We start from the raw sequence: 18,738 nt of genomic DNA, 5'->3' as shown, positions 1-18,738 counted from the left end.
AATGAGAAAACAACTATACATACTCTTTCTCCTCTCTTTATTTATTGTCCTGCCGGCAAAGGTGTGTGCAGCAGAGTCTGTACAAGCAGTGTTGGAGAAAGCAGAAAAGGCCTATGAATTACAGCAATATAGAGCCTCTTCTGAAATGCTTGAGCAGCTGTTGGCAGCACAACCGGAGGTGAATAATTTTGCAATCTGCTATAATCTGGGCAATTCCTATTATCGTCAAGGCAAATTAGGTAAAGCTATACTTAACTATGAACGGGCACTTCGCTATAAGCCTAACGATAAAGCAACCAAGCATAATCTTTTGTTAGCCAATAGCCAAACGGTAGATCGGTTTGATTATACGCCATCCCTTACTAAAAGTGTGTGGAGAGCCATTGCCTATACGCCCACGGCTACCTTGTCCATCGTGCTTGCCCTTGCTTTCGCAATAACGATGGTGGCTGCTTTACTGCTTTTCTTACTATCCGTTTCTCGAAGAAGGCGGCAAGTGGGATTCTACACAGCTCTTATTGCTCTGTTCCTTACCATTTTTTCTTTATGTGTACTTTGTACACGGCGAAGGGATTTCTTTGATAGAAGTGAAGCCGTGGTAATCGTAGGAAAAAGCATGCTTCATGCTTCTCCAAACGAAGCTGCTAACTCCATTCAAGCTATCAGCGAAGGAGCGAAAATAACGATCAAAGATCAAAATGATAGCTGGTGTTTAATAGAGACTCCGGATGGCAAGAGCGGTTGGCTCCATAAAGAGCATCTGGAAACTATCGCCCAATAGAAAAAGATAATGTAAATCGTCATGTTAGAGCAATTTGTTGAATTAGAAAAGTCCTTTTTCTTATCGCTTAATCGTGCGCATACACCTTTCTGGGATGCCTTTATGTATCTCATGTCAGCCTACTTTACATGGGCTGCAGTAGTAATCTGCCTTATCATTTGGTTGTTTTACAAGAAACCATGGCAGGAGGCTTTGCTGTTTATCCTGATAGTTGTCCTCATGATGGTAGCCGCCGATCTGGTTGTTAGCTCTTTTCTCAAGCCTCTTGTGCAAAGGCTCAGACCAACCCACCATAATGTGACGAAAGACTTTGTAACGACAGTTTATGGTCATTTGGCTGGAGGGTATAGTTTCCCCTCCGGTCATGCTACTAATTTCTTCTGTATTGCCATGTTCACCTCATTCGTTTTTCGAGATCGTCTCTACTCATGGATAATGTTTACATTAGCCGCTGTAGTGGCCTATAGTCGTATTTACTTGGGGGTGCATTTTATCAGTGACGTAGTTATAGGAGTTTCATTCGGGTTACTTATAGGATGGTCGTTTTATCGTTTGTATAAGTGGGTTAGAAGCAAACTCTTTTCCACAAAGAAGCCCCCCTATAAGCAATTCAAAACTACCATATCGCTCTTATCCATGACCCTCCTTCTTTACACCTTTTTTATGTTGGCGTGTTCAATGGAGATGTCTCGTGCAATTGTTCGAATCGGATTTTACGCCTCTTGATCATAGCTTATAACAATGCAAAATGGCAGTGAAGTGTAAGTAGCGCCAGGCTTTTTACGGTATATCAAAGGCGGCTCTCATTATCTGAGAGCCACCTTTTTTCTTTCTACGAGAGAAGTATATGTATCTGTTGCAGAATGGTTTTATGATCTCCATTCTTGTTTAAGCAGAAGGGTACTTTATAGAAAGAGTGAATACCCTTGAAAAAAAGTTTATAACTTTAATTTGAAAGATCAGAAACTTTCAAGTGAAAGATACAGATGTTTTTGTCTAAACTTATAGATCTTTTTCTCCACGTTGAGAAGAGCGTCTGTCGCTACTATATATAGGTATGCTGCTTGATCTTTAGGGAGCCCATTCACAAAAAGGGAGCCTTGAAATATTGAGGTGTTTCATAGGTCGCTTTTCTATTGAGTATTGATGCATTTATCCATCAGTCACAGCAGGTTCTATTACACATATACCATACAGAGGGAGCGCACTTCAACCCCCACATTTTACTTGTTCCTCATTAGATATAGGATGAAAGTGATGAAGTGTTGCCCCATATATCAGAGAATAGTGTATATTTGCAGAAGAAAACATAACGACTAAACGCACGTAGTGTAACTATGGAAGTAAAGAAATCGCCTAAGGCAAATTTGGAGAAGGGTAAAGCATTTTCCTTCTTCATGGGGCTGATCGTATCTCTATCCGTGGTGTACTTCGCTCTTGAAATGCGTAGTACGGCTGCCACTAACGATCTCGCAACCGAGAAGTTAGATATAGCAGACATAGATGATGCGATGCTGGTTCCTGAAAACCAAGAACCGGAACCACCCGAACCCGACCCTGTACAGCAACAGGAAATAGAAGTGGCTCTACCTGACGAAATAAAAGTTGTAGATGACAACAAAGAAGTTGCCAAGATTACCATTGTTTCTATAGATGAGAATAAGGTGCTTCCACCGCCCGTGCCTATTGTAAACAATGCACCCAAGCAGGATGAAGAGCCCGAAGATAAAATCTTTGAGATAGTAGAAGAAAATGCAGTTCCGCCAGGTGGAAGTGTTCCGGCACTCTTAAAGTGGGTTACAAAAAATCTCCAGTACCCCGAGATAGCAGCCTCAAACGGAATTGAAGGCAGGGTAGTCGTACAGTTCGTAGTAGAGCGAGATGGCTCAGTTTCTGATATTAAGGTGGTCCGTGGAGTAGATCCCTCTTTGGATAAGGAGGCTGTACGTGTGCTCTCTAAGATGCCTAAGTGGCAACCCGGTAAACAGCGTGGTAAACCCGTGCGTTCTCGCTTTACATTGCCGGTAACCTTTAAGCTCTTCCATTAATTTGATTCAATTCTGAGGAGTTGTGTATTTACCACAAGACGGCATCTCTCCCAAAAGTGAGATGCCGTCTGTGTAAACGGTAAGCAGTTGCCATCTTATGACGAACGATAGTAAACAGTACTTTTCTGATTTAGTAGCGCAATTTGAGGAGTTTCTTTTTAGTGAGCTAAAGCACTTTCTGCATACAGGAAATCATCCTGAAGAACTCTATGAACCCATGTACTATGCTTTATCTCAGGGGGGAAAACGACTGCGCCCATGTTTTGCCGTAGCCGCATCCCGTATTTTTGGTAAAGAGATGCAATGTATTTGGTTCACGGCAACTGCTCTTGAGCTATTCCATAACTTTACACTCATTCATGATGATGTAATGGACCATTCCGATATGCGGCATGGGGCGCCTTCTGTTGTAGCTAAATATGGGCTTTCTGCTGCGATTCTATCCGGGGATGCCATGTTTGCATTGGCTTTTCATCTACTTACGGAAGCGCAAAAGGGTCTTTCATCTGAAGTTAAAAGTGAAGTAACGCAGGCCTTTTCTCAGATGAGTGTAGCTATCATGGAGGGACAGCAATACGATATCAACTTCCAAAGTAGAAGCGACACCTCACTATCTGATTATATCCACATGATACGCCTTAAGACAGCCGAGCTACTTGCGACGGCACTCAAGATGGGGGCACTGATAGGCGGGGCAACGCCACAAGCGGCAGATCTACTCTATCAAAGTGGTATACAAATCGGATTAGCCTTCCAATTGCGTGACGACCATTTGGACGTTTATGGCTCTACGGATGTTTTTGGAAAACCTATAGGAGGAGATATAGCCGAGAATAAGCAAACCTGGTTACTTCTTAGCGCAAAAGAGAAATCTGCGGCCTTGAGCGATAAAGCCTTAGAAAAGGCCCTCACTTGTAACAATAGAGAGGAGAAAATCGAACGAGTAAAGGCTATATACGATCAATTCCATTTGGCAGATGAAATAGATGCCGAGATAGCTACCTATACCCATCAAGCACTACTTCTTTTAGGCGAGGTAGAGCGTATTTTCCCCGTAGATAAGGAGGCCTTGGCAGCATTAAAAGATTTATATAACCGTTTGGCAAGCAGAGCATTCTGATGCGTCTATTTGACACCCATACGCATTTGTACGATAGCGCCTTTGATGAGGATCGGGCAGCAGTAATCCGCTCTGCAAAGAATGAGGGTGTCTGTCTCTTTATGCTTCCAAATGAAGATTCATCGTCCTTGAACGCCTTGTGGCACACACACAGTGCCTATCCGGATTGTACCCTTTGTGCTATAGGGCTGCACCCGACTTCAGTTAAAGCGCAATGGGAGGAAGAAATGGATCTCATAGAAAAGGAGATACGACAAAAAAAAGCACATATTGCTGCTATCGGAGAGATCGGACTCGATCTATATTGGGACGATAGCTATAAGAAAGAGCAGTGCGCCGCATTAGCCCGACAAATAGAGCTTTCAATAGAGTTCGATTTGCCGGTAATATTGCATGTACGGAAGGCATTTGAAGAGATTTTTCAGCTACTTGATCAATATCCGAAGAATAAATTACGGGGAGTCTTTCACTGTTTTGATGGAAGTGAAAGTGACCTTACGCGAATTCTTTCTTTTCCCGGGATGATGATAGGAGTGAATGGGATCGTGACATTTAAGCGAAATACTGAATTGAGACAACTGGTTGGAAGGATACCGCTTGACAGAATTTTACTGGAAACAGATGCCCCCTATTTAGCTCCGGAGCCTGAGAGAGGAAAAAGAAATGAGAGTGCCTACATCGTAAATACCTTAAAGGTAGCAGCACAATGTCTTAAAGTGGATGAGTCGGCGTTAGCTGAGGTTACCTATAGAAATGCATTATCACTATTTAGAGCAACTCAATATATTGATATATAGCGCATTGTGTAGTTTTTTGTAGAAAAAGATGGCAATGATTTTTAGATTTATTACCCATAAATAGTGCCTACTTGAGTAAAATGCATTAGATTTGTGGACGAAACTGTACTTGACTGTGAAGGAAACATACTAAAGACAGTTAAGTGGAGAGCACCTAGCGAGGTTCTCAAAGAGGAAATATAAAGCATAAGATATAAGGAGAGATGCTCGAGTGGTTGAAGAGGCACGCCTGGAAAGTGTGTAAACGCCAAAAGTGTTTCATGGGTTCGAATCCCATTCTCTCCGCTTTAAGTACTCTGGCGGCATCGCCAGAGAGTATTACTGAAAAAGTATAAGTATCGTAATTCCAACGAGTTACGATACTTTTGTTTTATAGACCTCTACCTCTTCAGAGTAGTTACAGAGATAGCCGAAACGCCCAAAATACTCTCCAATGGCTACAATCTGGCTACACTTTTTTCTCGCAAAAAATAATTGTAGCCAAGAGTACGTAGAGAGTCTGTTTAGAGTACTTGTACATTGCTGTAGTTCAAACAATTATGTGCAACTTTGTAGGCGAGTTGTAGAGAGTTATAGCACCATAAATGTGTAGCTTTTCTGGTCGCAAACTTTCTATGCTTGGCTACAATAAAAACAGACAATGTATGCAATCAATTTTCAGAACAGCATTCTACCTTCGTAGCAACTATGTGAACAAGGAAGGAAAAACGCCAGTCATGCTACGCATCTATCTCAACAATGAGCGGATGTCACTAGGCTCCACTGGCATCACCATCGTGCAGTCCCAATGGGATCGCGAAAAAGAGCGAGTAAAAGGGCGTCACACCGAAGCTCTGAATACGAACTTGCAATTGGATAACATCCAAAGTGGTTTACAAGCCATCTTTCGCAAGTTAGAAATGACTGATGAGCTCTCGTTAGAGCGTATCAAGTCAGAACATCTTGGCAAAAAACAAGATATAGATACCATCATGCAACTCTTCGACAAACACAATGAAGATGTTGCAGCTCGAGTTGGCATCTCAGTCTCTGCGCCCACTCTTCAAAAGTATAAGGTCTGCAAAAGACGCTTTTCTGAGTTCCTAAAAGATAAACTCAGACGTAGAGACCTCAAGCTCACGGAGCTAACCTATATGATTATACATGATTTTGACCTATACCTACGCACAGTGGTGGGGCAAAATCCTAATACAGCCACTAAGACGATGAAGACCTTCAAGACTGTAGTCATTTTGGGGCAAAAGTTAGGCGTACTACATCACGACCCTTTTGTCAACTTCCGATTTCACTTAGAGCCAGTGAATAGAGGGTTCTTGACTGATGAAGAGGTCTTACAGATTGTCAACAAGGAGTTGAATATCCAGAGATTGGAGCTGGTACGAGACATCTTCATCTTTTCCTGCTTTACAGGTTTAGCCTACATTGATGTGGCTAATCTTACACCCGACAATATCGTGATGCTTGGTGGCAAAGAGTGGATTATGACTAAGCGACAGAAGACAAGCGTGGAGACCAATGTGCTGCTCCTTGATATCCCTAAGCGCATCATCAGTAAATATAGCCACCAAACTTATCGTGATGGCAAGCTCTTCCCTATCCTCAGCAATCAGAAGACCAATTCATACCTCAAAGAGATTGCAGATATATGTGGTATCAAGAAGAACTTGACTTTCCACCTAGCTCGACATACCTTTGCGACAATGTCACTGAGCAAGGGAGTTCCGATAGAGAGTGTCTCTAAAATGCTGGGTCATACCAATATCCGAACAACGCAAATCTATGCCCGTATCACCAATAAGAAGATTGAACATGACATGGAGCAGTTTGCTGACAAGCTAGGCAAGTTCAATACGGCAATGGGTATCGGGGAGAATAGCTGGCAATAAGTGCAACCATTAAAACCAAATAAGAAGATGAAGACAACGAATAAGAAAGAACTATCCTACTTCCGCTTAAAGCTAGAGAGCTACCTTAGTGAGCATTTCCCTGAAAAGGTGGAAGACAAGCCATTTATCAAGGCACGAGCTGATGAAGCTCTTACTACCTACTGTGATGCTGTGGAAGAAGGATTCTCGTATCCCGAAGCAGAGAGTATGGCGAGTGAAGTACTATATCGTGACCTGCATTTCTCCAAATACGACACGCTTGTGTCCGTCTTGGAGAATGAGTTTGAAAAGGAGCTCCCCTCCCCACTCCCCGAACGACTCTCTCGGATACTTCTCGGGAACAAGGCGATACAGAACCTATTTGACAAGTATAACCTTACGGATGAATTTGTTGCAACACCTGAGTATGATACGCTCTACACAGAACTGACAGGAACAGTTGTACTTCTTATCGAAGCTAATCAACTTCCCGCGGTAGGCAATGTGAGTGCATTAGAGTCGACAATGTAGATTATCCCTATCTCGTGCGCCTTTTGAGCTTCAAGAGCCAAGATAGTCTCTCTGCGCCATACGTCAAGAGCATATTCTATCTCTTGTCTTTATGTCGCATAGTCTCTTGGCTCTGCTCTTGAAAACTCTAAAAGACTCCGAATATGAATAGATCTCTCGTGAACAAAGACCTGCACAGTCCAGCCTTCATACGGGCAAGTGTTCCTGCAGATAAAGAGGAACCATTACAAGTTGCGTCCAAAACAACTCCAAGCAACGAGATCAAATGGTCTCGCATCATCCGACTTACCTTACTTATAGGTATCCTATCGGGTGGAGTGTACTTACTCTCTAAGTTAGTCACAGCACAGATCGTAACAGCTCTATTGATACTGATTGGTTTTGTGGTACTACGATTCATCGTTCGTACCGTTCTGCAAATCACATTTACGCTTTTACGCTACCTCTTTTGGATTGTTGTACTAGCCGTAATACTACTTTGCGTGCTATGATATAGCACCTCTCTCTCTTCAGAGAAACAACTCTTTGGGTGACTGGCTCTCTTTCGAGTCTAGTCACCCTTTTTGCTTCTTGTGTTTAGGCATTGCACTTCTGCTTCTCAGTCATAGTTCCCCAGTTATGCAGTGGTCAAATCGGAAGCTGATTCTTTTTCATCGCAAAGGTAGTACGGGGCTTAAAGACTTTCCCAAGGTCAGGCCATTCGGTTTGTCTGGAAAATCTCCACACCTATGCTGTTCGCTTCGGGTAGTATTTTCCGCCAAAACCTTGTGTAAGTCTTGCCCCGCTACCTTGTTTTTGCTTGAAAAAAGGAATCAGCATACTCCGATCTTTGAACGCATAAAAAAAAGGTCTCTTATGAATAAGCAGAAAGTAAATATGACATCATCAACGAAAGAAAAAGGATATAGCTCCTCCTCTCATTACCGCATAAGTTCTGAGTTTGAACAAAGTGAGCAGGCGTTGGCTACCAAGTTCGTCCATTGGAACGTACCCCCATTGAAAAGCCTTTGTGACAGCTCTGTATATCTCCTGAGAGCAAAGCTTAATCGTGGCGAGCGAATGAGCCGTGAGGATAAGGATTGGCTCTGTGAAGCGGTGAATAACAATACCTACTTCCGCTCTGCCGTACCGCTACAAGGATGGCGATTTGACTTCATTGATGTATTGAAGAAGTACCTCGTCAATCAATATGGACAGTGGGCAGAGTACTATGCTCCCGACCGCACCAGCCTACGCAACTACCTCTATGGACCTATCAACCAAATCGTAGAGATACCCAAGCAGTAACAGCACTAATACCGATAAGACAATGAAAGGAACAGAACAATTTACCCGAACGATAGCCGAGTATCTTAATGAACGTGCGATGACAGACCCTTTGTTTGCGCCCAATCTACAGAAGCCCCATAAGAACATAGAGGAGTGCATTCTCTATATCTTGAGTGAGGTGCAAAGAAGTGGTTGTAATGGCTTTGCCGATGAGGAGATATACTCAATGGCAGTTCACTACTATGATGAAGATGATATAGAGGTGGATAAAGTCTCTGGTTGCAATGTTGTGGTCAATCACGTTGTAGAGCTCTCCGAAGAAGAGAAAAAGCAAGCACGGCAGGAAGCTATCAAGCAATACCAACAAGAGGAACTTGTCAAATTGCAGAAGCGAAATGAGCGACCCAAGAGAACTGAAAGAACAGAGACAACATCTTCTATACAACCGCAACCCACACTATTTGACACCCTTGCCTTATGAAACCTAGAAACAAGTTTGAGAAAGCCGTCTTGGCACGGAGTACGAGACTATGCCCGATAACAAAAGCACAGCATCAGTGGGCATTCCGAGAGTGCATAGACCACTTTGCCTTCCGCTTACCTAAAGGTCGTACGACTTGTATGGATTGTGGTTATAGTTGGACTTTAGAGCAGCCTATAGATACTTGCACTTGCCCTCAATGTAGGGCAAGGTTGCAAGTCAAGACAACAAGAGCGCGTAAGTTACAACAGAAGCAGTACTTCACGCTACTAACCACTTGTGGTGAGTATCAAGTGTTGCGGATGTTCCTCCTCGTGGCTGAAATGGAGAAAGGTTGCAGAGCACAGAGCTCTGTCATTGAGATTGGGCATTATTGGTGGAACGATGCAGGGAGACAAGCATTAGTAGCCATACAGCGAACTTTTGGACACTATATTGATAGCTTTTCTTTTTGCTCTCCGATGGCTATCCGTAACGATAGCGAAGCTTACCGATATGTAGCCTATTCGCAGATATATCCGAAGCTAAAGGTCACGAATACGCTTTATAGGAATGGCTTCAACGGAGAGTTTCACGGCATAGCACCTACTCAACTCATCCCAGCTCTACTTACTGATAGTCGTGCAGAAACAATGATGAAAGCAGGACGATACAAGGATTTAAGACACTTCCTATCAAGGGGCAAAGGGCTTGACATCTATTGGAACTCATACAAGTTGACACTGCGTCACCACTACATAATAAGCGACATTGTCTTATGGTGTGACTATGTAGATATGCTCAAACGATTGGGTAAGGACATCCACAGTCCGAAATATATCTGCCCCTCCGACCTCAGAGGGGAGCATGACAAACGAGAAGCGGAGCTCCGCAGACAGCGTGAGCGGGAGGCGATGGAGCGAAAGCGGGAAAAGGCAATGGCGGACGAGGAGCGTTTTCGTGAACTCAAGTCAAAGTTCTTCGGCATCCGTTTCACGGACGGCACAATCCAAGTACACGTCCTGGAGAGCGTGCAGGAGTATATAGACGAAGGAGCTGAATTGCATCACTGCCTATTTTCAAATGAGTACTATCTCAAAGAGAACTCGCTCATTCTGTCGGCTACCATTGAGGGCAAACGAATAGAGACGATAGAGGTCTCTCTGGACACACTCCAAGTGACACAGAGCCGTGGTGTGTGCAACCAAAACACCCCATACCACGACCAAATTGTGAGCCTTGTCAATGCCCATAGCCAACTGATACGGGAAGTTGTACGATGAAGTTCGGTAAAGGAGCTGTCGGCTCTTTTCCACTAAGTTTATTTCAAGAGTTTGATATGCTTCTTTATTTTCTTCATCGCCCAATCGTAGTGACTTGCCGTTACCGAGACACAATATGCTCCCAGTATAGATGTCCCAGTCCAAGGCAATGAGCCGTTGGCAAAAAGTTCATCATTGGAATAATTTTCTATCAAAACCATTACAGCATTATGAGACGCTTTCAAGTTTTCCTTTGCTTCCTCCAACGATGTGCTTTGGTGCTTCTTCCAAAACTCAACATTCAGTGCAGGGTAGGTTCTCCAATTGTAAGGTTCGGGAAGAAAAGGCTTAGGCACCCCATTGCTATTGGCTTGGACCCAATTCAATAGCAGATTATGCCACTCGTACAGATGTACAAGTACATCCCTCAAGTTCTTGTCTCTTCTCCAATGTGTTTCCTTACCGCTTGTAGTCATTTCCACAGCAAAAGGTGTCGCTTGTTGCTCCTCACTCATACTGTCGATGAGCTCCCACATCTTCACAAATTGTTGATTAGCAGATGTCATCAAATCCGCCTTTGTTGTAGCTCTTGCCATATCTCTTTATTCTCTGTTTGTCTCAAAGGTAAGTAAAAGGATGAAGATTCGGAACCTTGTTCGTAGATTCAATAACAAAAGCCCCCAAAAGGGTGCCGACAGACGGCAACACTTTCGGGGGCTTCTTTTCTTTGTCTTTGAGTACGAGCAGGCGACCAAAGCAAAGAAGCAAAAGAAAGTCGCAATCAAAGAAGATTACACTTCTTCCTAAGTTGGCTGTATTTCTATTGATGATTTTGGTTTATCCTCCCTTTCATTGTTGAAGTTGAAAGTCCGTTGCTGAAGCTGTCCGAAGTTATCCTCCACGTAGATGTCAATTGTTTGGCGGTCGGTAGAGCGTGAAGTGTAATAGAGCCGGAAGGCGTCTCTCGTGAGCGGATATCGGTCATTCGGTTTGAATACAGTGCCATCATCCATCTTCAAGCAGCCCTTGCCATCCGGCTGGAAGTAACGGATCGTGTATTGCGTATTGGCAAAGCGACCACTTCTTTTGAGGCTACAGCGTATTTCAGCCGTTTCCCCCTTAGCTATGGAGTTCTGCACAGGCATCACTTCGAGCGAGAAGTCATAAGCCTGCTGCACATCCAGCTCACGAGTACAAGCAGATAGACAAAAGAGGGCGAGGGCAATCGCTCCCACAGCCCATATCGTATTCACTAGGAACTTTTTCATTGTTGTTGGTAGTTAGATATTGAACTTGAGTCCTGCTGAGATAGCAGGACGAAAACGATGCAGGTCAGAGCCGAAGAGCAGTCGCCCTTGAGCTTCGAGGACGAAGAGCAGATTGTCTGTTAGGAACAGTTCCACCAAGCTATGTATCGCTCCACCATAAATAAAGCGAGACCGATCCAGGAGTGTAGCCCCATCGGGAAGCAACCGTTTATCCTCGTTCAGCTCTTCATAACCGCAGAGAGCGGATAGTCCCAAATAGCCAAAGACATTCTTCCCCCAATCCGAGAGTATCGGGTGCATATAGCCGAAATGCAGTAGCACATCACGCAGTGGAACATTGTAAGAGCGATAAGTCAACCCTTGCTGCTCATACTCCGCCAAGAGAAAAGCGTAGTTTGCCCGCTTGAAGTAGTGTGCGAATGCAAGACCTACCCCAAAGCTCTCCTTTGCGAATAGTTTCTCCCCCTTGATAATCGGCATAGAGCCGACCAGCTCAACGCTATTTTGCCTAGGGATTAGTCGCTGTGCGTACGATGGCATAGCAGCAACCATAGCCACCATCACGCAGACCATCATGGATAACCATCTCTTCATCACCACTTCAGTTTAAGGTTATCAATCTTCTTAGTGAGCAAAAGGTCTTCAGGCTCCACATAGAAAGTGAGCGTGCGACTGCCGTTTCGCTCGTAGAGCGTCACTTCAAGTTGCTTATCCTCCGATAGTGTGAACTGCTCCAAGGCAAAGACTATTCTCTCAGAGCGTCCCGCCCCAATCCACATCACCTGATGAAAGGCACGTAGTGGTTGTAGTATTCGCTCCTGTATAGCTGTATGCTTCGCCACCTTCTTGTCCACCACCTTGAACGTAATGAAGTCCACCGCATACGGCATATTAGACTCATTATCCATACGGACGTGGAAGTAAAGCAACCCATTGTGGGCATATAATCCACGAAGTAAGAAGCGCATCCCGAATTGCTTTGCTCCAACATGCTTGATGGTTCGCTTATCATTTTGGTAGATGCTCTTCATAATCAGCTTAACCAATATGGGCGACTCACTTCCCAGCTCTTTGAAGTAGATGTCCGCACGATTGCTCGGCAGTCTTCCCTCCGTAGGAGATAGAAAGTCCTTCATCTCGATGCTGAGCTTCTCTGGTTCATCCGCATACTTCACATGTAGGCTCGGCAATGGGCGCCTTGCCACCTTTCGGTGGTAGGTTTCCCATGGCCTGCCCCCGAACCGTACGTGCAAGTCTCCCTGCATACGGCTCTCCACTGGTAATATCAGTTTATTTGTCATGGGCATGAATTTTTGCATTACAATGTTTGCATACAGCCAATGTCTTACGCCACTTCTTAATCATCAGTCGGTGCCATTCAGTATCGGTATTTATACCTCTGAGCTTACGGACTTGATACATTATGGTCTTGACATTAGTTGCTCCACACAATTCACATTTGCGCTCCATAAGTCTCTCCGCAAGAGTAGGGAAAGGAAGTACAAATGTGTTAGGTAGATTATCGCAGGTTGCGTCTTTGTCCGGCTCTTGCCTCGCAAAGCCATCATTATAGAATATTCGGAACTTGGTTTCTCCTTTCTTTGCTTGATAGGGTATCGCCAAGTCATGGTCTCTTCTGTACTTTCGTATAACCTTGGCAGTTGATGAATTTAGTTTCTTTGCCAAAGTTTTGCAGAAACTATATCGCATTATGTAACCGAATTTACTTCCTGCATAAGAGATGTTGTCCGCAATCCTATAATATTGGTACAAACCTCTGATTTCAGTTGTATAGCGTGCGCAGATTGTGGCAGGGTCTTCTTTGGTCAGGTAATTGCGTGGCATGGCATACCAAATTTCCTTTCCATTGATTACCCTAAGTTCCATTGCTTTCAGTTCCAATAATTTCTTTTGGACTGTGGCAATAGGCAGAGTCAGCATTATGCGTCCGCTGAACGGTCTCTTCAACCATCCCAGCTTATTTCGCTTCATGGCCTCGGATTTTCTGATAGAGATTTCATACCCAAGAAACTTTGCAGAATCCTGTGCATTAGTGATTAAGGTCTTTTCTTCGGATAATTCAAGTTTTAGCTTGTCTCTCATGAAGTTTGTAAAGTCCTCTTTCATTCTTGCGCAATCTGCTTTACTACCAATTACACCGATTAGAAAGTCATCGGCATATCTGATATATTTAAGTCTCTTGTAGTTACTATCCATTGCCATAGATGCCGGCACTCTCCGTGTCTTTGCTTCCATCTCTTTCAGTTGTGTCAGCAATTCACGTTTCGTGTCTTCATCAGTGGCGTTTCGGATAGCCTTGCGTAATCTTACAGCCTTTCGACTATAACTTGCGTGGAGTGGGTTTTCCCGCCTTTTCTTACCCTTGTCAAAAGATTCCGCATATTCACGCATGTATTTGTCGAACTTATCAAGGTATATATTAGCCAAGATAGGACTTATTATCCCTCCTTGAGGAGTTCCCGAATACGTCTTGTGAAATGTAAAATCTTCGATATAGCCTGCCTTTAGGAATTTCCATATCAGTCGAAGAAATCTTTCATCTGATATGCGCTCACGAAGAGTTTCAATCAGGATATGGTGGTCAATATTGTCGAAGAATCCTTTGATGTCACCTTCGATAAACCAATTCGCACCAGTGAAAAGAGTTTGGATGGAACGCAAAGCCGTATGACAGCTTCTTCTTGGTCTGAATCCATGCGAGGTGTTCTCAAAATGCCCCTCATAGACAGCTTCAAGAATAAGTCTAACGACCTCTTGCACCATCTTGTCTTCAATTGATGGGATGCCCAATGGTCTTTTCTTCCCATTCTTTTTAGGTATATAGACTCTTCGGGCAGGCGTTGGCATGTAACTTTCATCCTTTAGCGCAGCTATCAGATGTCCTATTCTATCAACACTCATTCCGTCAATGGTTTTGCCGTCTGAACCAGGTGTCATGTTGCCCGGTTTCGCATAAATGCGCTGGTAGGCTACATAAAACATCTGTTCATTGAATAGGATGCGGTACAACCTTTCGTACTTGTAATGCACATCTTTGCTATGTGCAGATAAACTGTTTAATATGGTCTCTGGATTTCTCATACGTCTCACACGTTATCGTTTGACAATATTAAAATTACCGAGCTGTTCCCCTTTGCCATGTACGTGGCTTTCCCACGCTCAGACTACTACGGGAACTCCGTTGCCATGCGGAGTTTTCAGAGCCTATGCTCATAGCCTTTCGGCATCTCCGTGTAGGCAATCCCCATTTAGTGGCCTTGATAACTTGGCTTGACAGACTGTCGGATGCAACGTACATCCTTTTCCGTTCTCTGACGGATATGTCGCAGTAAATTCCTTGCCCATCACTCCATTCAATAAGCGTGGGTACTGCGAGGCAACGTATGTAACTGCTTTCCGTTGCCACCTCTACATTAGTCATAGGACTATTGTTCAACCAATCAGGCTTCATCCTTGTGTCTGTCTTTTCCCATAGCAATTCAGTCGCAGTTTAGCAATTAACTGACTTATCGCGTTACCGACATGCTTCACTCCCCGTTTGGTTTCCCATTCGGATAAGTCGGTATGGGATAGGTTTATAAATTGGAATACTAACCTAATCACTTGCCAAAGTGATAATTATCAAGCCCCTATTATGGGCGCACTGTATGCGTAGAATGAGCCATCCTCGCAGATGACGCTCATATTGGTCTCCGTCTCAAACTCACGGACGGCAGCCTTTACACGCAGCACATTCTCCGCATCGTCAGCTTTTCCAGCAATAATGTTTTGCGACCCGAGATCTACATAGCGTATAGCTGCAGGAAAGATGAGATGCACCGTCTTTTCAAACGTAACCTCCAGCCCGTAGGGCAATACGACCCGTCCATTCGGTATCGATCGGCTCATCCCTTGGTAAAGGTCTCCGCTACTCAGTAATTGATTGTTTCCCTCCACTTGTTGTGCCATAGCAGGGAGCGTTATCGTAGCACAAACTACGATAGATAAAATCCATTTCTTCATAAGTATATCAGTTGTTATTGTTAGAGTTCTAAAAGCTTACTTCGTCTGTACAAGGAATAGTCTATATCCTCCTTTGAGCGTCACCTTAATCGTGCGGAGCTTCTTCTGTAGTAGTTGTCCAGCTCCCTGCATCACCCCTCTAGTCACCTCGGAGATGATTTGGTCTTTAGCCGATGAGGAAAAGGTGAAAGAGGTACCCATCGATCCCCCGACATTTGCCCCCATCTCCTTGAGTGCTGACACCTCTTCAGAGCCAGGGATATAGACTCCCATCTGTCCGTCTGTATCATAGGCAGATAGTTTGACCGGCAGAATGCGACCATTCACCTCTATGCTCTTAATCAGCAACTGCATTCGGTTGCCATCGATCTTAGCTTGAGCCATTAAGATACTATGCTTTGGGATTGAAGTTTGCTGTACACGAGCGGTCTCCACCAGGCGAAGAGCAACGTAATCACCCTCTTTGAGGGTCGTTGTTTTGTCCACCACTACGCAAAGGGTATTGCGCTCGCCAGAGATTGCGGAGCTATTAGAGAGCGAATGAAAGCTCATGTTCCGCTCCTTGGCTCCGTACATCTCCATAAACTCCTTGTCGCTCATTGGCTGGTCCAGTGCTGAGACCAACGGCTTGCGGTCAGCTATTATCTCCATTGGAGCCTCGTCCTTGGCAGCTCCACCGCTAGGCGGAGATACCATCTGAGCCTGCTCACTCATAGGCATAGCTCCATGGGCGGGAGAGGCTCCAGCTGCGGGCAAGTACTTAGCCGCCATTTGGTAGCTCTTCTCCATAAGAGCTAGTTGCTTAGCTTCCTCGTCATCGGCTTGTTGGCTAAGCTCGTGCAGTTCACGTCTGAGGTCATCAATCTCCTGTTGCATAGCTTCTCGCTCCTCCTCATAAGGGTCAGAGCCGTAGAAGTCCGCTAGCAGACGGTTGTTCTCCTCGTATCGTTGCATCGAAGACTCAATCTTATTACCAACGACCGCCTCCTGCGGGTCGCTCTCAGACGAGGTTCCCTCCTGCTGAAAGTACTCCGCCAGTCTCCCCACCTCCTCACGAGCTTGCTCCTCTTGAGTTGTATGGTCAACTAGTTCGTAGGCTTTGAGTTTATTCTCCGTTAGCTTTTCGGTCGTAGCTTGTGGTATGTTGTCATTCAACCCCTCACCAGCGTCCGGTTGCTCCTTAGTGGCGGGTGCAAATATAAACCACATAGCAAGGGCAAAGATAATCCCTAGCCCTGCGAAGACTAACACCTTCTTCAATTGTTCTTTCTGTTTATGCTCCATAGTTACTAATCGCTAAATGTTCCATTCTCTTGATGTAGGTTGTATCCCTCTGTATCGGGCTGTCCACCAGCTCCCCCATAGGGATAGGTGGCATCTCCTCACGGTGCGGGAGGAAGAACTGTGCCACCATCCAGATTGAGCAGACTAGGTAGACGAGACTCAGTCCGTAGACAATAATCTGTCGCTGTCTGTTCGTTAGCATATTGCATCGCTCTCTTAGCCGTACCTGCCCCCTCAAATAGCTTCTTCTGAGGGTAGGTCTACTTTTCCGCTTCATAGTCTTATCGCTTGTAAGTTTGGATGTCACGATTCTCTCGTACGAGGAAGTGCTCCATCAAAAAACCTTGCGGATTGTTGTCCGAGCGAACCGAGTTTTGTAGCGAGCAACTAGTCACCAAGCTTCGCTCCGTGACATTGCTCTGTCGGATAATAAACTGCCGAGCAAAGGTGGTTACTTCATAGGGGTATGAGTCAAAGTCACACCGTATGGAGTCAATCTCTATACGTTGGTTGACATTGCCCGAGATAGCTCGATTGTAGTACCCCTTCTCCGCTAGATCCTTGTAGTAGTTAAAAGCGGACTTGTCGCACAGTTGGAAAGCACGCTCCATATTCTTCTCGATGGCATCCTTGTCGGGCGCAATCGTGAAGAAAAGCTCGTGAAAGCGTCTTACATGCTCTCGAGCCTCCACCGGGCGGTTCATCGAAGCGTCTTGGCTCAGAGCCAGCATCAGAGACTTCCCTTGGTCCAGTACGTACACCTTTTCACGCTGCTTCTTAGCAAAGCTGTACGAAGCATAGACCGCATAGCTACTGACCGCTATGCAGACTATCGCAAAGATGATGGCGTAGAGCCTAATCTGCTTGAAAGAGGTCTCTATGTTTGTGAGTGATTTGAATTCCATATTCCATTATTCTAATTGTCTTATATCTAAAAACTTCTGAGGGGTAGTCTAGTGTCAAGGCGCCTTGGCACTCCAGTGCCATACGGGTGAAACTCTAGTGCCAACCCCACTTGGCACTGCAATTTGTCGGAATATGACGTCTCATTTGTCGGAATATGACGTCTCATTTTTCAGTCTTTCGTTTCATACGAAGGAAACTGCAGTTTCATAGGTAAGAAACTCTAGTTTCATAGGCAGGAAACTCCCAGTGCCATGGGTAGGAAACTGTAGTGCCACACGGCAGGCACTACGCTTACCTGCCCCCAGCTGCTATATTGACGCACATAGGAGGAGCTAATCCTACCCACCTGACCGTCATACGACCGTCACGTGGTCATCGCATCCTCATCAAGCGTGTCATAGCCACCCTTCGGCTGAAGGGGCGCTATTTGCCCTTGATAAGTGCCCCCTTTGATACGTCCGCCTACGTTGCCAGCTATAGACCCCGTGGCACCAGCTACCGCCTTACCTCCCGTATAGGCACCCTGAGCTCCTCGTTGCGCCGTCTGATTGACATTGCGTCCGTACGCCCCGATACCACCACCAGCCTCTATAATCCAGCCCGCTACCGTAGGAACACAGAAGTACCCCACGATACCAATCAGAAAGAAGACAATGTAGTACCAGCTACCCGAATCGGGCAGATAGTTAGGGTCACTCAATGCTGCAATATCCTTCTGCACCATCAACACCTGTATCTTTGTGAGGAGCGCCGAGAGGACAGAGCTCACGGGTAACCACAGATAGACCGATATGTAGCGTGAGAACCAAGCCGTAAGCGACCCCGACAAGCCATCCCAAACGGCAATACCAAAGACGATTGGTCCCAGTATGCTCAGCACGATAAGAAAGAAGGTGCGGAGCGTATCAATAATCAGAGCAGCCGCATGGTATAGCAACTCTATGAGGTCATGGAGTTGCTTCATAAGCCACTGCTTTGTTTGGTAAGCAGCACGCTCGGCATACATCCCAGCGATGGTCACCGCATCGCTCGCCCGATGATCCCCATCTCCTCTATCTTTTGGTCAAAAGCTTCATTGGAAACCAAGTAAGCCGTCTCGGGGTTACGGAGATAGGCAGCCTCTT

Annotated in this window: 19 protein-coding genes, 1 tRNA gene and 3 pseudogenes; 12 read left to right on the top strand and 11 right to left on the bottom strand. The window is 45.1% G+C overall.

Features of this window, described 5'->3' with window-relative positions:
• The first annotated feature begins 1 nt into the window (after window position 1).
• From ACLWMH_RS05685 to ACLWMH_RS05630, 12 genes are all read left to right on the top strand, one after another.
• A complete protein-coding gene (locus ACLWMH_RS05685) occupies window positions 2-781 on the top strand; it encodes a tetratricopeptide repeat protein (RefSeq protein ID WP_411915739.1) in 780 nt (259 codons plus the stop codon).
• 21 nt (window positions 782-802) lie between these two features.
• Entirely contained in the window at window positions 803-1,507 is a 705-nt protein-coding gene (locus ACLWMH_RS05680; RefSeq protein WP_411915738.1) for a phosphatase PAP2 family protein, read from the top strand.
• A gap of 611 nt (window positions 1,508-2,118) precedes the next feature.
• Window positions 2,119-2,829: an energy transducer TonB gene (locus ACLWMH_RS05675; protein ID WP_411915737.1), complete on the top strand. Its 711-nt coding sequence runs from the start codon at window positions 2,119-2,121 to the stop codon at window positions 2,827-2,829.
• 97 nt (window positions 2,830-2,926) lie between these two features.
• A complete protein-coding gene (locus ACLWMH_RS05670; RefSeq protein ID WP_411915736.1) occupies window positions 2,927-3,949 on the top strand; it encodes a polyprenyl synthetase family protein in 1,023 nt (340 codons plus the stop codon).
• The gene (locus ACLWMH_RS05665; RefSeq protein WP_411915735.1) at window positions 3,949-4,746 is read left to right on the top strand and encodes a TatD family hydrolase; all 798 of its coding nucleotides are present in this window, start codon (window positions 3,949-3,951) and stop codon (window positions 4,744-4,746) included. Before ACLWMH_RS05670 ends, ACLWMH_RS05665 begins: the two co-directional genes overlap by 1 nt.
• 197 nt (window positions 4,747-4,943) lie before the next feature.
• Window positions 4,944-5,031, top strand: a tRNA-Ser gene (locus ACLWMH_RS05660).
• Window positions 5,032-5,390: 359 nt separating this feature from the next.
• Window positions 5,391-6,632 (top strand): site-specific integrase, encoded by a 1,242-nt coding sequence (locus ACLWMH_RS05655; RefSeq protein WP_308555888.1) that lies wholly within the window; start codon window positions 5,391-5,393, stop codon window positions 6,630-6,632.
• Between the two features lie 27 nt (window positions 6,633-6,659).
• Window positions 6,660-7,142, top strand: a complete 483-nt coding sequence (locus tag ACLWMH_RS05650; RefSeq protein ID WP_411915624.1) for a DUF1896 domain-containing protein — start codon at window positions 6,660-6,662, stop codon at window positions 7,140-7,142.
• A gap of 143 nt (window positions 7,143-7,285) precedes the next feature.
• Window positions 7,286-7,633 (top strand): hypothetical protein, encoded by a 348-nt coding sequence (locus ACLWMH_RS05645; protein WP_411915623.1) that lies wholly within the window; start codon window positions 7,286-7,288, stop codon window positions 7,631-7,633.
• A 127-nt stretch (window positions 7,634-7,760) separates the two neighbouring features.
• Window positions 7,761-8,429, top strand: a complete 669-nt coding sequence (locus tag ACLWMH_RS05640) for a hypothetical protein (protein ID WP_411915622.1) — start codon at window positions 7,761-7,763, stop codon at window positions 8,427-8,429.
• 22 nt (window positions 8,430-8,451) lie between these two features.
• Window positions 8,452-8,892 carry a PcfK-like family protein gene (locus tag ACLWMH_RS05635; RefSeq protein ID WP_411915621.1) on the top strand — a complete coding sequence of 147 codons (441 nt, stop codon included), beginning with the start codon at window positions 8,452-8,454 and terminating at the stop codon, window positions 8,890-8,892.
• Window positions 8,889-10,154 carry a PcfJ domain-containing protein gene (locus tag ACLWMH_RS05630; RefSeq protein WP_411915620.1) on the top strand — a complete coding sequence of 422 codons (1,266 nt, stop codon included), beginning with the start codon at window positions 8,889-8,891 and terminating at the stop codon, window positions 10,152-10,154. The genes ACLWMH_RS05635 and ACLWMH_RS05630 overlap by 4 nt, the downstream gene beginning before the upstream one ends.
• Before the next feature lie 38 nt (window positions 10,155-10,192).
• Here the strand turns inward: ACLWMH_RS05630 and ACLWMH_RS05625 are convergent, their stop codons facing one another.
• The 11 genes and pseudogenes from ACLWMH_RS05625 to traJ form a co-directional block, all read right to left on the bottom strand.
• Complete coding sequence (locus ACLWMH_RS05625; RefSeq protein ID WP_411915619.1) at window positions 10,193-10,729, bottom strand: ClbS/DfsB family four-helix bundle protein; 537 nt, start codon at window positions 10,727-10,729, stop codon at window positions 10,193-10,195.
• A gap of 207 nt (window positions 10,730-10,936) precedes the next feature.
• Complete coding sequence (locus ACLWMH_RS05620) at window positions 10,937-11,401, bottom strand: DUF3872 domain-containing protein (RefSeq protein WP_411915618.1); 465 nt, start codon at window positions 11,399-11,401, stop codon at window positions 10,937-10,939.
• A gap of 12 nt (window positions 11,402-11,413) precedes the next feature.
• Window positions 11,414-11,995, bottom strand: coding sequence for a conjugal transfer protein TraO (locus ACLWMH_RS05615; RefSeq protein ID WP_411915617.1), 582 nt, complete (start codon window positions 11,993-11,995; stop codon window positions 11,414-11,416).
• Window positions 11,995-12,585, bottom strand: a pseudogene (gene traN / locus ACLWMH_RS05610) (conjugative transposon protein TraN); the annotation flags it as partial. The pseudogene traN and the gene ACLWMH_RS05615, both read right to left, overlap by 1 nt.
• Before the next feature lie 106 nt (window positions 12,586-12,691).
• Window positions 12,692-14,503, bottom strand: a complete 1,812-nt coding sequence (locus tag ACLWMH_RS05605; protein WP_070463969.1) for a reverse transcriptase/maturase family protein — start codon at window positions 14,501-14,503, stop codon at window positions 12,692-12,694.
• 34 nt (window positions 14,504-14,537) lie between these two features.
• Window positions 14,538-14,873: a hypothetical protein gene (locus tag ACLWMH_RS05600; RefSeq protein ID WP_240049939.1), complete on the bottom strand. Its 336-nt coding sequence runs from the start codon at window positions 14,871-14,873 to the stop codon at window positions 14,538-14,540.
• 191 nt (window positions 14,874-15,064) lie between these two features.
• Window positions 15,065-15,370: pseudogene (locus ACLWMH_RS05595) on the bottom strand (DUF4138 domain-containing protein); the annotation flags it as partial.
• Between the two features lie 90 nt (window positions 15,371-15,460).
• Window positions 15,461-16,708 (bottom strand): conjugative transposon protein TraM, encoded by a 1,248-nt coding sequence (gene traM, locus ACLWMH_RS05590; RefSeq protein WP_411915616.1) that lies wholly within the window; start codon window positions 16,706-16,708, stop codon window positions 15,461-15,463.
• A complete protein-coding gene (locus tag ACLWMH_RS05585) occupies window positions 16,698-16,985 on the bottom strand; it encodes a hypothetical protein (RefSeq protein WP_411915615.1) in 288 nt (95 codons plus the stop codon). The genes traM and ACLWMH_RS05585 overlap by 11 nt, the downstream gene beginning before the upstream one ends.
• Before the next feature lie 4 nt (window positions 16,986-16,989).
• Window positions 16,990-17,613, bottom strand: a complete 624-nt coding sequence (traK, locus tag ACLWMH_RS05580; protein WP_004330615.1) for a conjugative transposon protein TraK — start codon at window positions 17,611-17,613, stop codon at window positions 16,990-16,992.
• Window positions 17,614-17,978: 365 nt separating this feature from the next.
• Window positions 17,979-18,738, bottom strand: a pseudogene (gene traJ / locus ACLWMH_RS05575) (conjugative transposon protein TraJ); the annotation flags it as partial.

It is taken from the genome of Porphyromonas miyakawae (assembly GCF_045865415.1).
Lineage (GTDB): Bacteria > Bacteroidota > Bacteroidia > Bacteroidales > Porphyromonadaceae > Porphyromonas > Porphyromonas miyakawae.
The sequence above is the reverse complement of the archived record's forward strand: the minus strand, read 5'-3'. Positions and strand labels throughout refer to the sequence as shown.

Excerpts from the sequence above, each read along its gene's own strand:
- ACLWMH_RS05685 (WP_411915739.1), top strand. The coding sequence starts at position 2 with ATGAGAAAACAACTATACATACTCTTTCTCCTCTCTTTATTTATTGTC.
- ACLWMH_RS05680 (WP_411915738.1), top strand. The coding sequence starts at position 803 with ATGTTAGAGCAATTTGTTGAATTAGAAAAGTCCTTTTTCTTATCGCTT.
- ACLWMH_RS05675 (WP_411915737.1), top strand. The coding sequence starts at position 2,119 with ATGGAAGTAAAGAAATCGCCTAAGGCAAATTTGGAGAAGGGTAAAGCA.
- ACLWMH_RS05670 (WP_411915736.1), top strand. The coding sequence starts at position 2,927 with ATGACGAACGATAGTAAACAGTACTTTTCTGATTTAGTAGCGCAATTT.
- ACLWMH_RS05665 (WP_411915735.1), top strand. The coding sequence starts at position 3,949 with ATGCGTCTATTTGACACCCATACGCATTTGTACGATAGCGCCTTTGAT.
- ACLWMH_RS05655 (WP_308555888.1), top strand. The coding sequence starts at position 5,391 with ATGCAATCAATTTTCAGAACAGCATTCTACCTTCGTAGCAACTATGTG.
- ACLWMH_RS05650 (WP_411915624.1), top strand. The coding sequence starts at position 6,660 with ATGAAGACAACGAATAAGAAAGAACTATCCTACTTCCGCTTAAAGCTA.
- ACLWMH_RS05645 (WP_411915623.1), top strand. The coding sequence starts at position 7,286 with ATGAATAGATCTCTCGTGAACAAAGACCTGCACAGTCCAGCCTTCATA.
- ACLWMH_RS05640 (WP_411915622.1), top strand. The coding sequence starts at position 7,761 with ATGCAGTGGTCAAATCGGAAGCTGATTCTTTTTCATCGCAAAGGTAGT.
- ACLWMH_RS05635 (WP_411915621.1), top strand. The coding sequence starts at position 8,452 with ATGAAAGGAACAGAACAATTTACCCGAACGATAGCCGAGTATCTTAAT.
- ACLWMH_RS05630 (WP_411915620.1), top strand. The coding sequence starts at position 8,889 with ATGAAACCTAGAAACAAGTTTGAGAAAGCCGTCTTGGCACGGAGTACG.
- ACLWMH_RS05625 (WP_411915619.1), bottom strand. The coding sequence starts at position 10,729 with ATGGCAAGAGCTACAACAAAGGCGGATTTGATGACATCTGCTAATCAA.
- ACLWMH_RS05620 (WP_411915618.1), bottom strand. The coding sequence starts at position 11,401 with ATGAAAAAGTTCCTAGTGAATACGATATGGGCTGTGGGAGCGATTGCC.
- ACLWMH_RS05615 (WP_411915617.1), bottom strand. The coding sequence starts at position 11,995 with ATGAAGAGATGGTTATCCATGATGGTCTGCGTGATGGTGGCTATGGTT.
- ACLWMH_RS05605 (WP_070463969.1), bottom strand. The coding sequence starts at position 14,503 with ATGAGAAATCCAGAGACCATATTAAACAGTTTATCTGCACATAGCAAA.
- ACLWMH_RS05600 (WP_240049939.1), bottom strand. The coding sequence starts at position 14,873 with ATGAAGCCTGATTGGTTGAACAATAGTCCTATGACTAATGTAGAGGTG.
- traM (WP_411915616.1), bottom strand. The coding sequence starts at position 16,708 with ATGGAGCATAAACAGAAAGAACAATTGAAGAAGGTGTTAGTCTTCGCA.
- ACLWMH_RS05585 (WP_411915615.1), bottom strand. The coding sequence starts at position 16,985 with ATGAAGCGGAAAAGTAGACCTACCCTCAGAAGAAGCTATTTGAGGGGG.
- traK (WP_004330615.1), bottom strand. The coding sequence starts at position 17,613 with ATGGAATTCAAATCACTCACAAACATAGAGACCTCTTTCAAGCAGATT.